We start from the raw sequence: 14,922 nt of genomic DNA on the forward strand, positions 1-14,922 counted from the left end.
GCGGTCGGATAACTTTGGCCACTGACTGCGAACGCGAGGAGGGCCAACGGTGGCCAAGCGGACGGCCGTGAAGAACGCTGCTAAGCCGACTGACGGGGTCAACCCCCGTCAGCCGTGCCCGTGCGGCTCCGGCAAGAGGTACAAGGCCTGCCACGGCTCCGAAGGCGGACCCGGCGACGTGATGGTGTCGCGCCCGTTCGAGGGACTGGCCGCGGAGTGCGAGCTGATCGCGCTGCGCGAGTTCGTGCCGTCCGCGACGGTGAAGCTGCCGCTCGCCAAGGGCGACCGCGAGGTCACGCTGGCCACGGTGCTGCCGATGGCGGCGGCCGGACTGGTCCGCGGCGACGGCACCGCGTTCGTCGGCCTCCAGGTGCAGATCAGGTCCGGCGACATCAGCCGCGACCTGGCCCGCGCCATCCGGTGGGCCGAGGAGGCCGAGACCGGTGAGGCGCTGTCGGTCGTCGGCCCCGACAACGGCGAGAACCCCGGCAGGCTCCAGGACATCCTGGACGTCGACGCCGAGCTGAGCCCGGACCTGCACGACGACTTCGCGTGGTGGATGCCGCCGGACAACCAGCCCACCGGCGAGGTGGCGCTGTCGCTGGAGCGGGCGAACTCGGCGATCCTGCCGACCGCGCGCGTCGACGCACCCGGCGTGAAGGCGGCCTACTGGGTCGACGCGGGCGACAAGGCGCACCTGCGCTGGGTCCGCCCGGAGGCCGAGGAGAAGCTGCTCAACGCCATGGCGCGACTGCACGTGCGCGGCGAGCTGGACCTGGGCGAGGGCTCCCGCTACGCGGGCTCGTTCCGCGCGCACGGCCTGGTCGTGCCGGTGTGGGACCTCGACCGCGAGATGCACGCGACCGAGTGGGCCGGTCCGGCCGAGGCACTGGGCAAGCGCCTGCTCGAAGCGCTGGCCAGCGTCGAGGACGAGCCGATCACCGACCCGGAGCGCCGGGCCCGCGAGGGTCTGCGCGGCCGTCAGATCACGCTCCGCTAGGACGCGTCTCGGGGAGCGGAACTCTCCGCTCCCCGAGTTGTCCACAACGTTGTCCACAGGAGATGTGGATAGATGATCCTGCACATCAGTTCGCCCGCCGAGTGGGCCGCCGACCGCGAACGCGGGGAGATCCGGCCGGACTCGCTCGACGACGTCGGCTTCGTGCACTGCTCGGACCCCGGCAGCGTCCACCTGCCCGCGAACCTGTTCTACGCGGGTCGCACCGACCTGTTGTTGCTGGTCATCGACCCGGACGGGCTGCCGGTCCGGTGGGAGCCGGGCAAGCCCGAGCACCCCACGGGTGTGTGGTTCCCGCACGTGTACGGCCCCGTCCCGGTGGATTCGGTCGTCCGCGTCCTCGACTTCCCACCCGACGCCGACGGTGTGCTGAGGCTCCCGAAGTCCTTTTGAGCGACCAGGCAACCCAAGACGTTCCACAGGCGTGGGGGTTGCGTGGCATCAGCGGGAACAAGCGTGATTTCCGACCCACCACGACACTGGCAACCGTTCCCCCGACTCGGGCGTGTGCGTGCTGTCGACAGTCGTGGGGGTTGTCGGGAACAGGGGCGTGCCGTGGTCGCACCAACGCATTTCGGGGTCGCGGGGGACGGCACCGGGTGGATGGCGGGCTTCGGCGGGGAGCGAGCCGTCGTGGAGGACTTCGCCGAGTTCGTCCGCGTGTCGTTGCCGGGACTGCTCCGGTACGGCCACGCGCTGACCGGCAACCCGCACGACGCCGCGGACCTCGTGCAGGGCGTGCTGGAGAAGGTCGGATCGCGCTGGCAGTCGGTGCTGGGCAAGGGCCCGGACCCGCTGGCCTACGTGCGGCGGTCCATGGCGAACGGCCACGTCAGCCGGTGGCGGCGATTCCGCCGGGAGAACCTGGTCGCGGAGTTCCCGGACTCGGCCGCACAGCCCCACGTGGACCGGCTGGAGCACGAGCCGCTGTGGCAGGCGATGCGCGAACTGCCGCCGCGCCAGCGCGCGGTCGTCGTGCTGAGGTTCTACGAGGGTCTGTCCGAAGCCGAGATCGCGGACTCGCTGGGTGTCACGAAGGGCACGGTCAAGAGCCAGAACAGCAAGGCCATGGCGACGTTGCGGACGAAGCTGGGCGGTTTCGCGGACGGGAGGGAGTGACGGTGGACCTCGACGACGAGCTGCGCAGGTTGTTCCGGGACGAACGGCTCGACATCCAGGTCAAACCGGGTGCCGACCAGGCCGTCGTGACCGGTGCGCGGAAGGCGCGGCGCAAGCGGGTGGTGCTGGCCGGCGCGGGCGGCACGTTCGCCGTGGCGGCGCTGGTGGCGGGCAGCATCGCGCTGGCGGGCATCGGTGGCGGCGTCTCGATGGAACCCGCGGGACCCGTGCTCACCACGACCACCGGCAGTTCCCCGACCGAGCCCGAATCCCAGCCGAAGCTCCCACCGGTGTCCGCAGGGGGACAGGTCGGCTACGGCAAGCTCCAGCTCGGCATGAGCGAGGCGGACGCCCTCGCCACCGGCCTGCTGACTCCCGGCCCGGACGACTCGACCGGGTGCCACACCTACTCCACCGGCACGCAGCCGCAGACTCCCGGCGCGGTGATCATCTCGCCTGCCAAGGGAATTCTGCGGATCACGCTGCCGGACTACGCGAAGACCACGATGGGCATCAGCGTGGGATCGACCGCGGCCGAGGTGAAGATGCGGTACCCGGCGGCGGATGAATACGACGAGGGATTCAGCTACCTGAACACGAGTCCATTCCCGTGGTACTACCAGTTCATCATCGCGAACGGCCGGAATCCCCACGCGGATGGCGATCAGGTGACTTTGGTGCGCATGCAGTTGACGTCCATCGACTGCTCGTCGGCCTGATGCCCGAACGGCGCCCGACCCGTTGTGGGGGTGGACGCCGTCCGTTGGCGCTCAGGTGACCGGTCGGCGCGTCAGAGAACCCCGCCCGCCGCGCGGGGAGCGCCCGAGTCGACGTCCTCGCCGACGGACTCGCGCACCAGGAAGTTCTCGACGTGGAACAGGTTGCCCTCGGCGCGGTCGATCACGGTGAGCAGCGTGCTCATCGACGCGACCTCCTCCACCTGCTCCTTCAGGAACCACTGGAGGAACTGCTCGCCGATGTAGTCGCCCTCGTCGCGGGCCGTCTTCGCGAGCACGACGATCTGCTCGGTGACGTCCTTCTCCTGCTGGAGCGCGAGCGCGACCGGCTCGCGGGCGGCGGCGAAATCGGTGCGCACGTCGTCGATGCCGGGGATGGACACCGGGAGGCCGTTGTCCATGAGGTACTGCACGATCATCATGGCGTGGTTGCGCTCTTCGAGCGACTGCTTGTAGAAGTGCGACGCCAGCCTGGGCAGGTCCGCGGCGTCGTACCAGACGGCCACGGCGATGTACTGCTGCGAGGCGGTGAACTCGTTGCGCACCTGCGCTTGGAGCAGCTGGTGGAACTTGTTGGCCTTGGTGCCGATTTTCTTCACGTTGAGTGCCATGTCGCGACAATATCCCAAATAGCGCTACAATGCATTTGAGGTTAGGCTAATGTGTGTTCGGTGAGGTTTACCGAACAAAGCTTAGGCAAACCTACGGAACTCGTCGTTCAAACGTTTGCGAACGGTGTGGGCCGGATGTCGTAAAACGATCCACACCGTTCGCCGTGACAATGATCTCAGGTCAGCGCGGCCCGGTCGATCGGGCAGGACATGCACCGCGGGCCGCCGCGGCCGGAACCGAGTTCCGAACCGCTGATCCGCAGCACCTCGACCCCCGCGTCCTCCAGTCGGGCGTTGGTCTCCACGTTCCGCTCGTAGGCCACGACCAGACCGGGCCCGACGGCGAGCGTGTTGTTGCCGTCGTCCCACTGCTCGCGCTCGGCGGTCACCGGGTCCAGGCCCGTGTCGATCACCCGCAGCCGCTCGATGCCCATCGCCTCGGCCGCGGCCTCCAGGAACGGCACCGGGCCGTCCACGACCACGCCGCCGCTGCCGTCGGCGCGGACCGGGTAGGCGGACAGGGTGTTGCGCACCGCCGGGTACATGACCACGGCGTCGCGGTCGACCATCGTGCACACGGTGTCCAGGTGCATCGTGGCGCGCTCCTGGACGATCGGGACCGCCAGCACGGTGTGCGCCAGGCCGTCGGCCAGCGCGGACCGGGCGAACGACTCCGCGCCGGCGGGCGTGGTGCGCTCACCGACGCCGATGGCCAGCACGCCGGGCGCCAGCAGCAGCACGTCGCCGCCCTCGACGGGCGCCGAGTGCGCGCCGTACGCGCGGCCGGTCTTGCGGAAGCGCGAGTGGTAGGCGTAGATCAGGTCCGTCAGCGCCGTCTCGCGGTCGCGCGCGGGCAGCGCCAGCGACGTGATCGCGACCCGGTCGCCCACCCACACCGACGAGTCGCGGGTGAACAGCAGGTTCGGCAGCGGGTCGACGGCGAAGTCGATCGGGTGGTGCATCCTGCGCACCAGCGACGCGCCCTCCGCCGCGGGCAGCTCCTCGAACGTCATGCCCGTCATCAGCGCCTGCGCCAGCGGCTCCGCGGCCAGCGTCGACAGGTGCGAGCGCAGCGCGTCGGCCAGGTCGATGCCAAGGCGCCGCTCGTTGACCGCGCTGTGGATGCCCGCGATGCGCGCCCGCTGGTCGGACAGCGCCTCGACCAGCAGGTCCGACAGCAGCAGCACCTCGGCGCCGCGCGAGGTCAGCACCTCGGCGAACGCGTCGTGCTCCTCCTGCGCCCTGGCCAGCCACGGCACGCCGTCGAACAGCAGCTGGTCGTTGTTGCGCGGCGTGAGCCTCTTGAGCTCGTTGCCCGGCCGGTGCAGGAGCACCGTCCGCAGTGGCCCGACCTCGCTCTCCACCCTGGGGGCGGGGCGGGGCGAGCCGATGATGGCTTCGGTCTGTGCGATGTGCGCAGTCACATTTCGGAGGGTAACCACTTTGCGGAGAAATAGTCTGCTGGAGTGGCCTAAATTGCGTGAAGTCGATCGTAAGAATGCCTCTGGGCAGCGAATCGTTCAGCAATTAGTACATGTGACCGTTGAATCGTTGCGCACCACTACGGCAACCACGACACGTGGCCGCGGAGCACCGTGTAGCCGACGAAAGCGGCCACGTCGAGCAGTGTGTGCGCCAGCACCAAGACCCACAACCGGTTGGTCCGCTGCCACACCCGGCCGAACACCAGGCCCATGACGACGTTGCCGATGAAACCGCCGAACCCCTGGTAGAGGTGGTAGGAGCCGCGCAGGACCGACGACGCGAGCAGCGCCTTGTTCTCCGACCAGCCGAACTGGCGGAACCGGGTCAGCAGGTAGCCGACGACCAGCGCCTCCTCGGCCCACGCGTTGCCCGCCGCGGCCAGGATCAGCACGATCGTGCGCCACCACGTCTCGTCGAGCACCGACGGCTGCACCTGGAGGTTGAGCCCCAGGTTGTAGGCGATCAGGTAGAACACCAGGCCGGGGATGCCGATCACAGCGGCCAGCCCGAGGCTGCCCAGCGCGTCCGGGCCGATCCGGGTGCGGTCGAGGCCGATCATGCGCAGCTTGATGCCGCCGCGCCACAGCAGGTAGAGGCCGATCCCGCCCCACGCCGCCAGTTGCAGCACGCTCAGCAGCTGCGCGACGAGGTCCAGCAGGTCGAACCGGGCCTGCGGGACGTTGAGCGCGACCGACTGCTGGTTCAGCGGAACCGGTTGCAGCAGGCTGTCCAGCAGTCGGACCAGGCTGCGCAGGCCGGAAAGACCGAGGGTCACGCTGAAGACGATCAGCAACTCGACCTGGTAGCCGCGGTGCTGCTCCTCCGGGAGCCGCTCGGGGAACTCAGGGCGTTGGGGTGCCAGCCAGTTCACCAGTGCAAGCTAGCCCGATCGGTGTGGTGGCGCTGTCACGCGGTGCCGCTCTGCGCCTGCCCGCTCTGGGCCTGTCCGCTTTGGGCCAGGAACGGGCAGCCGACGAGCCTGCGCAGCTCCACCGACAGCTCCTTCGCCGACTCCACCGGACGGGAGAACGCGATCCGCACGTCGTGATCGGTGTCGGGTGCCTCGACCCGCAGCCGCAACCCGAACCGGTCGAGGCCGAGCGGGCGGACGTGACCGCCGCGCAGCTCCTCCGGCAGGTGCTTGGCGAGCATCGACACGACGTCCCGGTGCGACAGTTCGAGGTGTCGCAGCCAGTGGTCCTCATGCGTGCAGAACGGGTCCGGCGTCGCGGCGGCGAACTGCTCGGGGCGCAGCGAACTCGTGCCCTCGGCGTCGGCGATCACCATCGACGCGGGGGAGAGCAGCAGCACCGTGGCGCCGTGGCCCGCGTCCAGCAGTCGAGGGTCGGCGCGCTGGTCCACAACGGACAGCACCTCGTCCCGCGCCTCCTGGCCGTCGAGCGCGCGCATCCACCCGGTGATCCACAGCAGCCCGCGGACGGGCTCGCGCAGCTGGACGGGGGCGTGGTCGGCGACCTCCAGCATCGCCGTCACCTCGGCCCTCGGCGCCTGCCACGCCGACGCCACCAACGGGTGGTCGTCCGGCATCAGCAGCATCGCGCTCCCGTTCGGGTGCACGTGGTGCAGCAGCGGGGTGATCCGCGCGCCGTCGGAGGTGTCACCCGCGGAGGGCAGGACAGCGGCACGGCCACCACGGGCGGCGATCGTGCGTGCGCGCTCGGCCGCATGGGGGGCCGGCGGTCGTCGGTGCTCGGTCACCGCTTCACCTCCTTAGGTTAGGTGAGCCTAACTTGAAATTGCCTGGAGACGGAAGCCCTTCACCCGCCGTAACCTCTTCCCAGTCAGGCGGAGGTGGCCTGTGGCCGTGCCCAACAAGCCGTCCACCGAAGGGGCGGCGCGCTACGACAAGTGGACCCAGCACTGTCTCGACCGCGCAAGTCGGAGAGCGCTGACCTGGGTTTACCTCGGCGTGCTCGCGTTCATCGGCCAACTCGTGCTCGTGTTCGAAGTAGGCACGTCATCGGTCCTGCCGGTGGTCCTGCTGCTCGCCTCGGCCGTCGTCTTCGGATTCGCCCTCCGTCGACGTCCACCCATTGGGATGATCCTGGCCGACGAGCCGTGGAACCAGGTCCAGATCCGCTGGGACGGCAGGCTGGTCGTCGTCAGCGGCACCCGCCCGATCGTCCTGGCGGTCCAGGGCCTCGGCCCCGTGCTCCGCGGCAGGATCCGCCGCCACCGCCGCGCCTGGCTCGTCGACCCCGACAACGCGGGGAACACGGTCATCGCGTTCCGCGGAGTCCCCAGGCTGTTCCACGCCAAGGTGCTGACGCGGGTGTTTGGTTGATCAACGCCATGGGGTATTCGTAGAGGTGATGAGCACCGCGGAGATGATCAGCGACGAGTGGACGACCCGTTGCATGGCGCGTGCGGACCACCGCGCGATCGGCTACCTGTCCATGGCGGTCGGCGCCGTGCTCCTGGTCGTCACCCTGTGGATCGCGCTGGACTCCAAGTGGGCCTTCATCCTCCTGCCGCTCTGCGTCGAACTGGCCGTCCCCGGCCTGCGCCACTTCTTCGGCCGCTCCAAGGTCCGACGCCTCATCCGCGACCACACCTGGCACGCCGTCGAAGCCGACTTCGTCCCCGGCCGCCGCATCGGCCGTCAGGCCTACCTGGAGATGCCCGGCTCCGACCGCAGCTACCTCCGCGTCTCGGAGATGCCGGAACGGGTCCGCGACCACGTCCGCGCGACCGGCCGCCTGTGGATGGCGGGCCCCGACGCCACCGGCCGCACCGCCGTCATCACCGAGGAGTGCCCCTACCTCATCCTCGGCCGCATCGTGATCCGCTGAGGACTGGGCGAAACGCTGTTCCGGTAAGTCCGGGTTCGGCTTGGTCGGCCCGCTACCGCCCCACGGGGATGCCCGACTGCTCAGCCCAGGTCGCCACGTCCTCCCTGCGCAAAGCGGTCGCGAGCAGGTCGGGGAAGCGGTCGGGGGTGCAGGCGAAGGCGGGGGCGCCGAGGTCGGTGAGCTTGGCGGCCAGTTCGTGGTCGTAGGCGGGGGTGCCGCTGTCGGAGAGGGCCAGCAGCACCACGACGGTGACGCCGCCCGCGACCAGTTCGCGGACCCGACGTTGGAGTTCGTGGGCGACGCCGCCCTCGTAGAGGTCGCTGATGAGGACCATGACGGTGTCGGTCGGCCTGGTGACGAGGGACTGGCCGTAGGCGACCGCCCGGTTGATGTCGGTGCCGCCGCCCAGCTGGGTGGAGAAGAGCAGGTCGACCGGGTCGTCGAGGGTCTCGGTGAGGTCGACGACCTCGGTGTCGAAGACGACGAGCTTGGTGTCGATGGACTTCAGGGTCGCCAGCGAGGCGCCCATGACGGCCGAGTAGACGACCGATTCGGCCATGGAGCCGGACTGGTCGACGAGGAGGATGACGTCGCGGAGCGCGGCCGAGCGGCTGCGGCGCTTGCGGCCCAGCAGGTTCTCGACGACGAGCGTGCGCTGCTCCGGTTGGTAGTGGCGGAGGTTGGCCTTGATGGTCGTCGGCCAGTCCACATCGGACGGCCGGGGCCTGCGGGTGCGCTGGGAGTGGTCGACGGCGCCGTGGACGGCGGCCATGAGGCGGTCGGCGAGCCGGCGTTCGATGTCCTCGACGACCTTGCGCACCACCGCCCGCGCGGTCTCGCGGGTGCGGGCGGGGATCGCGGAGGACAGCGACACCAGGGTGCCGACGAGGCTGACGTCCGGTTCGACGCTGGACAGCAGTTCGGGCTCCAGCAGGAGTTGGCGCAGACCGAGCTTCTCGACGGCGTCCTTCTGCATGACCTGCACGACGGACGTCGGGAAGTACTTGCGCACGTCGCCCAGCCAGCGGTGCAGCACCGGAGCGCTGGACCCGAGCCCGCCGCTGCGCTTGCCACCCTCCTCCGGCGCCTCGCCGACCGTCCGCGACCCGCCGCCACCCCCGTACAGGCCGGTCAGCGCGGCGTCGCGCCGCTGGTCGTCCCCGTCCAGCTCGCACACGCCCTCGGCGGCCGAGCCGAGCAGCAACCGCCACCGCCGCAACCGCTCCGCGTCCTGCTCCACGACCCCGGTCATCCGGCCACCCCCGCTGCCCCGGCGCACATGTGCACCGGCTGTTCCGACTTGTGTTCCGCGATTCCGGTCATCCGCCGACTTCTGCTCGCAGGGCGAATGCGCACCCTGACGGCTGTTTCGCCCTGCGCACTCCGCGCCTGGCCCGCCAGCGGGCCGCGTGGCCCTGACGGCGGCTCCGCCACCCCGGTCCTCGGCCGAGTCCTACGAGCAGGGCACGTACGCGCCCTGACGGCTGTTTCGCCCTGCGCTCCCCGCGCCCGGCCCGCCAGTGGGCCGCGTGGCCCTGACGGCGGCTCCGCGCCCCCGGTTCTCGGCCGACTCCTGCTCGCAGGGCACGCACGCGCCCTGACTTCTGTTTCGCCCTGTGCACTCCGCGTCCGGCCCGCCAGTGGGCCGCGTGGCCCTGACGGCGGCTCCGCCACCCCGGCCCTCGGCCAAGTCCCGCGAGCAGGGCACGTACGCGCCCTGACAGCTGTTTCGCCCTGTGCTCTCTGCGCCCGGCGCACCAGCGGGGCGCGTGGCTCCGCGACCCCGGTCATCCGGCCACCCCCGCCAGCAGGGCGCGCACGTGTCCCGACAACCGCTCCGCCATCGCCTCGTCCCACTCGCCCGCGACCGCCGCGCTGCCCGACGACCCCAGCACGCGCTCGCCGAGCAGCCGGCGCTCCGGCGGGCTGAAGTCGCCGATCGCCTTGCGCAGCAGCGGCAGCGCGTCGTCGAAGTCCGTCGGCGCCAACCCGGACAGCCACTCGTCGACGAGGTCGAACAGCCGCGCGTCGGCCGCCAGCAGTGCCGCCGAACCGCGCAGGAAGCCCGCCACGAACGCCGTCGCCCCGCTCGCCGTGCCGCCGTTCCACGACGTCGCCCGGTGCAGCCGGTCGGCGACCGCCGCGGTGTCCAGCTCGCCCGACTCCCACAGCAGCCGGGTCGCCCGCCCGGTCGGCAGGCCGTGCGCGTCCGGCATCCCCACCAGCGACAGCAGCGCTCTCCGCCACATCGCCTGGTGCTCCTCGTCCGCGGCCAGCCGCGCGGCGTCGTCCGCCCCGTTCACCGCGACCAGCGCGCGCTCGGCCGTGTCGTCGTCCACACCCCGGCACGCCAGCGGCAGCCCGACCGCGCCACGGGCCAGCAGCCCGTGCAGCGCCACCCGCAGCAGTTCCGGGTCCGTGCCGCGGACCGAGCCGTACCGGACCGTCGTGGCCAGGTCGGGCAGCGCGCCCAGCAGTTCCACCGCGTCCGTCGCGGCCGCCGCGCACCGGTCCAGCGCACCGCGCCCCGCGAGCACGGCGATCGGCAGCTCGCAGCCGACCGCCTCGGACAGCACCTCCGCCGCCTCCGCCACCCGGTGCGCGTCCGCGGCCCGCTGGCGCAGCACCCGTTCCGCCGCGGCCTCGACCGTCGTGCCGTGCCGGGCCGCGCCCGCGAGCGACACGGCGAAACCCGGATCCCAGCGGAGCTGCCACGCCTCGGCGAACGTGCCCAGCGTCCGCGTCGTGTCCGGCCTGCCCCACGGCACGCCCAGCACCGCCAGCCTGCGCAGCAGCTTCGACCGCTCGCGGTCGTTGTCCTTGCGCAGGTCCAGCCGGATCGGCTTGCCCTCCAGGCTCGGCTGGAACCGCAGCCTGCGCTGCGACCGGGCCAGGTCGGCGGCCAGCGGCGAGCGCGGCACGCCCTCGCCGACCTCGCCCAGCCGCTCGCCGATCACCAGCTTCTCGTGCACCAGCTTCAGCGGGACCTCGTCGCCACCGCACAGCACGGCCAGCGCCGCCTCGCTGATCTCCGACAGCCCCGGCGTCGGCCTGCCGCGCAGCGCCGCCAGCGTCTCCGCCAGCCGGACGGCCTCGACCGCGCTCGCCGTCGACGCGGGCAGGTCCTCCGCCCGCAGCACCGAGCACGCGCGGGCGAACCAGCGCGGCACGGCGTCCCCGCGTTCCGCGCATTCCCATAGGTGGGCGTACCAGCCGGGGGAGTCGACGCCCGCGCCGTACCCCGACGACGACGCCAGCCTCCCGTGGCTCCACGGCACCCAGGTGCCCGACACCTTCCGCTTCGGCAGGCCCTTGAGCAGCGCCGCGTCCGCCGTCGCGGGCGGCAGCACCCGCAGCGCGGGCACATGCCACGCCCCGCAGACCACCGCCACCGGACCCGCGGTCTCCTTCAGAGCCTTGCGCAACGACTGCCGCATGAACGCCTCGCGCCGCAGCGTCCGGGCGTCCACCTGGTCGGCGAACTCCTCGCGCAGCGCCCCCATCGCCTCCGCGACCGCGACGGCCAGATCGCGGGGATCGGCGCTGCCGTGGTGCTCGACCACGTCCTCCCACCACCGCTCCGGGTCGTCGAACCCGGCGGCCTCGGCGAGCACGCCCAACGGGTCCACGACGGCCCGCGGCTCGGACGGCTCGTCGCCGGGCTCCTCGCCCAGCGACGCGGCGGCGGGCAGGTCGAAGAACCGCACCGGCACGCCGTTGCCGTGCGCCCACGTCATCGCCCGCCACTCCGGGGAGAACTCGGCGAACGGCCAGAACGCGGCCGACGACGGCTCCGCCTCGTCGTGCAGCAGCAACGCCACCGGCGGTGTCAGCGACGGCAGGTGCTCCAGCAGCGCGTCGCCCTCCGGCGGACCCTCGATCAGCACGACCTCGGGCCGCACGGCCGCCAGCGCGGCCTCGACCATCCGGGCCGAGCCGGGACCGTGGTGCCGGATGCCGAGCAGCACCACCCGCTCGGGCAGGTCCGGGTCGCGAGGGGCCATCAGGCGCCGCTCACCGAGTAGCCGGACGTGTCCAGGTCCTGGCACGCCCGGTACAGGTCGCGCCACTCGACGCGCTCCTTGATCACGGCCTCCAGGTACTCCCGCCACACCGCGCTGTCGGACACCCGGTCCTTGATCACCGCGCCGAGCAGCCCGGAGGCCAGCTCGTCCGCGCCCAGCGACCCGTCGCCGAAGTGCCCGGCCTGCGCCATGCCGCCCGCGATCACCGAGATCGCCTCCGCCGTCGACAGGCTGCCGCTCGGCTTCTTCAGCTGGGTCCGACCGTCCGAGGTGGACCCGTTGCGCAGCTCGCGGAAGATCCGCACCACCCTGCGCACCTCGTCCAGCGCGGGCGGCTCGGCGGGCAGCTGCAACGCGCGGCCGAGCTGACCGGCCCGCGACAGCACGATCCGCACCTCGTCGTCCTCGGTCGCGGGCGGCGGCAGCACGACGGTGTTGAACCGCCTGGCCAGCGCCGATGACATCTGGTTCACGCCCCGGTCGCGGTCGTTCGCCGTCGCGATCACGGTGAACCCCGGCACGGCCTGGATGTGCAGGTTCAGCTCCGGCACCGGCAGCGCCTTCTCGGACAGGATCGTGATGAACGAGTCCTGCACCTCGGCGGGCATCCGGCTCAGCTCCTCGACCCGCGCCACCGCCCCGGTCCGCATCGCGCGCAGCACCGGGCTCGGCACCAGCGCCGCCTCGCTCGGGCCCTCGGAGATCAGCCGCGCGTAGTTCCAGCCGTACCGCACGGACTCCTCGCTGGTGCCCGCCGTGCCCTGCACGACGAGCGTCGAGTCGCCGCTCACCGCCGCCGCGAGGTGCTCGGACAGCCACGACTTCGCGGTGCCCGGCACACCCACCAGCAGCAGCGCCCGGTCGGTCACCAGCGTGCCGACGGCGACCTCCACCAGCCGCCTGCTGCCCACGTACTTCGGCGTGATCACGGTGCCGTCGGGCAGCGTGCCGCCCAGCACGTAGGTGACCACCGCCTGCGGCGACATGCGCCACCGCGGAGGGCGGGGGCGGTCGTCCGCGGCGGCCAGCGCCGCCAGCTCGGCGGCGTACTGCTGTTCCGCGGCGGGCCGCAGCACGGTCTCGGTCGTCACAGGACGGGTTCCTTCCGGTCGAAAGCCTGGGTGAGTCGCATGCGGAGCCGCAGCACGTCGAGTTCGACCGAGTGCTCGGGCCACCGCTCGGTGATCCGCGCCCAGCTCGCGCCGAGCACCTCCGCGTCGCCCCTCGCCAGCAGCACGGCTGGCGGGCGCCCGGCCCGCCACCGCGGGTCGCGCATCTCGGCGTAGCGGTCGAGCAGCGCCGCGGTCGACCACGCCGACCACGGCGCGGGCAGCTGCGAGCAGGCGTGGTCGAGCAGGTCGTAGTTCCACTGGTGCGACACCGCGATCACGGTGCGCGCGGACAGCTCGGCGGGCAGCGACGCGAGCATCTCCAGCTGCTCCATGCCGGTCAGCGTCCGTGTCGCCGCCACCGCCCACGGGCTCGCGTCGACAGCCCGCAGCAGCCGCTGCACCACCCCGCGCAGCAGCGCCGTCGCCCACGGGCCGCGGGACAGCACGGCGGCCGCGCCCTCGTCGTCGGTCGACAGCCGGTTCGTCCAGTGCGTCGGCGCGACGCTCGCGGCGGCGGCCCGCAACCGGCCCGCCACCCCGGACTCCGAGCCGTCCTTCAGCAGGTCGCGGAACTCCTCCGGACTGGTCAGCGCCTCGGCCCACAGCTCGTCGGACTGCACGTCGAACCCGTCGGCGGTCAGCCACAGCCCGCGGTGCAGCCGTTCGGCCGCCCGCTCGGCCAGCGCCGACTCCGGCAGCGCCCGCAGCAGCCGCAGGGCCTCGTCGTGCACGCCGACCGCCCGGTCGTCCAGCGCCGTCTCGAGCAGCGGCTCGTCGTCGGCGCACAGACCGGTCTCCAGCGCGCTCACCAGCACCTGCCGGTCCGCGGCCCGGCGCTGCACCGCGAACTGCCCGGCCAGGAACGCCCGCGTCCCCGCCGGATCCGACCGCCGGGACCGCCGCAGCGCCGACAGCCGCCGGGAGCTCGGCAGGTCCAGCACCTCGTCCAGGTCGACCAGGTCCGCCGACACCCCGACACCCGTCGCCCACGCCCAGCCGGGCCGCGTCCCCGCCAGCCACCGCCCGCGCGACCCGAGCACCGCCGCCACCGCCGACCGCAGCCCAGGATGCGTCGTCCCCAGCGCCAGCAGCTCCGGCAGCGACCGGTGCCCGGCCACCTGACCCGCGGCACGGGCCTTGCCGCACCACTCGGTCAGCAGCACCTGGTCGTCGACCGCCACGATCTGGGCGAACACGTCCCGCGCGGCCTCGCCCACGGTCCGCTCGTCCGTCCGCGGCGCCACGGCCAGCTCGGCCGCGTCCACCGCCACCGGCAACGCCGCCCCGAACGCGGCCACGCCCAGCGCCGCGCAGTCGTCCAGCAGCGCCGCGGGCGCCACCCCGCCGCGATGGGCCCCGACCAGCAGCCGCCGCACCGCCTCGTCCCACTCCGCCCGCACGCTCACGCCGCTCCCTCCCACGTGGCCAGGGCACCCGTCGGCCGAGCGATCGCGGGGACGAGATGGCTGACCAGGATTTGCGCACCCGCCGGGCGGGTGCCGACCAGCAGTCGCCGGGCGGACAGACCGCGCCAAGCCATTGCGCCGCTTGCGTTCCGGCCGGAACCGCCGGCCGTCGCTCGCGGCCGGCTGAAGCCCGCACGGGGACTGGGCGGCCGTCCCCACTGCGCTCGCCCGCTCACGCTGCTCCCTCCTGCGCGGCCAGGGCACCCATCGGTCGCCCGATCGCGGGCACGGCCCGCCCCGTGCGGCCGACCAGGACCCGCGCACCCGCGGGGCTGGTGCCGACCAGCAGCCGCCAGGCCGTCTGGTTGCGGCGGACCGCCGCGCTCACGCCGACACCTCGGGCTGGGAAGCGGCGGACACGGTCGCGGGCACGGTCAGGGCGACCGGCACGGCCCGGCGGCCGTCGCGGGGGAGCAGGGAGCGGGTGGTGGTCCGCTTCGTCGTGCATCCGGGCCGCTGCCCGCCCGCCAGCAGCCGCTGCACGATCTCGTCCCACTCGGTCCTGGCGTTCACGCGATGTCCTCCGATGACTTGCT

16 protein-coding genes are annotated in these 14,922 nt (G+C 72.4%); 6 read left to right on the forward strand and 10 right to left on the reverse strand.

All coding sequences use genetic code 11. From position 1 onward, the window contains the following. Window positions 1-49 precede the first annotated feature (49 nt). From RM788_RS25665 to RM788_RS25680, 4 genes are all read left to right on the forward strand, one after another. Complete coding sequence (locus tag RM788_RS25665; protein ID WP_315934303.1) at window positions 50-1,000, forward strand: DUF5926 family protein; 951 nt, start codon at window positions 50-52, stop codon at window positions 998-1,000. A gap of 72 nt (window positions 1,001-1,072) precedes the next feature. Further along, the gene (locus tag RM788_RS25670; RefSeq protein ID WP_315934304.1) at window positions 1,073-1,411 is read left to right on the forward strand and encodes a DUF952 domain-containing protein; all 339 of its coding nucleotides are present in this window, start codon (window positions 1,073-1,075) and stop codon (window positions 1,409-1,411) included. A 210-nt stretch (window positions 1,412-1,621) separates the two neighbouring features. Beyond that, the gene (locus tag RM788_RS25675) at window positions 1,622-2,137 is read left to right on the forward strand and encodes a SigE family RNA polymerase sigma factor (protein ID WP_315934759.1); all 516 of its coding nucleotides are present in this window, start codon (window positions 1,622-1,624) and stop codon (window positions 2,135-2,137) included. A gap of 2 nt (window positions 2,138-2,139) precedes the next feature. After that, window positions 2,140-2,856 (forward strand): hypothetical protein, encoded by a 717-nt coding sequence (locus RM788_RS25680; RefSeq protein WP_315934305.1) that lies wholly within the window; start codon window positions 2,140-2,142, stop codon window positions 2,854-2,856. A gap of 71 nt (window positions 2,857-2,927) precedes the next feature. On the opposite strand, the gene RM788_RS25685 is transcribed toward RM788_RS25680, so the two are convergent. From RM788_RS25685 to RM788_RS25700, 4 genes are all read right to left on the reverse strand, one after another. Next, window positions 2,928-3,485 (reverse strand): ferritin, encoded by a 558-nt coding sequence (locus RM788_RS25685; RefSeq protein ID WP_315934306.1) that lies wholly within the window; start codon window positions 3,483-3,485, stop codon window positions 2,928-2,930. Window positions 3,486-3,661: 176 nt separating this feature from the next. Further along, window positions 3,662-4,909, reverse strand: coding sequence for an arginine deiminase (locus RM788_RS25690; RefSeq protein WP_315934307.1), 1,248 nt, complete (start codon window positions 4,907-4,909; stop codon window positions 3,662-3,664). Between the two features lie 137 nt (window positions 4,910-5,046). After that, entirely contained in the window at window positions 5,047-5,841 is a 795-nt protein-coding gene (locus tag RM788_RS25695; RefSeq protein WP_315934309.1) for a CPBP family intramembrane glutamic endopeptidase, read from the reverse strand. A 35-nt stretch (window positions 5,842-5,876) separates the two neighbouring features. Next, on the reverse strand, window positions 5,877-6,689 hold the full coding sequence (locus tag RM788_RS25700; RefSeq protein ID WP_315934310.1) for a DUF2470 domain-containing protein: 813 nt from the start codon (window positions 6,687-6,689) through the stop codon (window positions 5,877-5,879). A gap of 100 nt (window positions 6,690-6,789) precedes the next feature. Between RM788_RS25700 and RM788_RS25705 the strand changes: the two genes are divergently transcribed. Continuing rightward, on the forward strand, window positions 6,790-7,275 hold the full coding sequence (locus tag RM788_RS25705; protein ID WP_315934312.1) for a hypothetical protein: 486 nt from the start codon (window positions 6,790-6,792) through the stop codon (window positions 7,273-7,275). 28 nt (window positions 7,276-7,303) lie between these two features. Beyond that, entirely contained in the window at window positions 7,304-7,783 is a 480-nt protein-coding gene (locus RM788_RS25710) for a hypothetical protein (RefSeq protein WP_315934313.1), read from the forward strand. Between the two features lie 52 nt (window positions 7,784-7,835). On the opposite strand, the gene RM788_RS25715 is transcribed toward RM788_RS25710, so the two are convergent. From RM788_RS25715 to RM788_RS25740, 6 genes are all read right to left on the reverse strand, one after another. Continuing rightward, on the reverse strand, window positions 7,836-9,035 hold the full coding sequence (locus tag RM788_RS25715; protein ID WP_315934314.1) for a VWA domain-containing protein: 1,200 nt from the start codon (window positions 9,033-9,035) through the stop codon (window positions 7,836-7,838). 535 nt (window positions 9,036-9,570) lie between these two features. Continuing rightward, a complete protein-coding gene (locus RM788_RS25720; RefSeq protein ID WP_315934316.1) occupies window positions 9,571-11,787 on the reverse strand; it encodes a DUF5682 family protein in 2,217 nt (738 codons plus the stop codon). After that, window positions 11,787-12,899, reverse strand: a complete 1,113-nt coding sequence (locus RM788_RS25725) for an ATP-binding protein (protein ID WP_315934317.1) — start codon at window positions 12,897-12,899, stop codon at window positions 11,787-11,789. Before RM788_RS25725 ends, RM788_RS25720 begins: the two co-directional genes overlap by 1 nt. Then, window positions 12,896-14,326: a DUF5691 domain-containing protein gene (locus RM788_RS25730; protein WP_315934319.1), complete on the reverse strand. Its 1,431-nt coding sequence runs from the start codon at window positions 14,324-14,326 to the stop codon at window positions 12,896-12,898. Before RM788_RS25730 ends, RM788_RS25725 begins: the two co-directional genes overlap by 4 nt. Window positions 14,327-14,558: 232 nt before the next feature. Further along, window positions 14,559-14,714 carry a hypothetical protein gene (locus tag RM788_RS25735; RefSeq protein ID WP_315934320.1) on the reverse strand — a complete coding sequence of 52 codons (156 nt, stop codon included), beginning with the start codon at window positions 14,712-14,714 and terminating at the stop codon, window positions 14,559-14,561. Further along, window positions 14,711-14,899 (reverse strand): hypothetical protein, encoded by a 189-nt coding sequence (locus RM788_RS25740; RefSeq protein WP_315934322.1) that lies wholly within the window; start codon window positions 14,897-14,899, stop codon window positions 14,711-14,713. The genes RM788_RS25735 and RM788_RS25740 overlap by 4 nt, the downstream gene beginning before the upstream one ends. Between the last annotated feature and the right edge of the window lie 23 nt (window positions 14,900-14,922).

This window comes from Umezawaea sp. Da 62-37, assembly GCF_032460545.1.
GTDB lineage: Bacteria > Actinomycetota > Actinomycetes > Mycobacteriales > Pseudonocardiaceae > Umezawaea.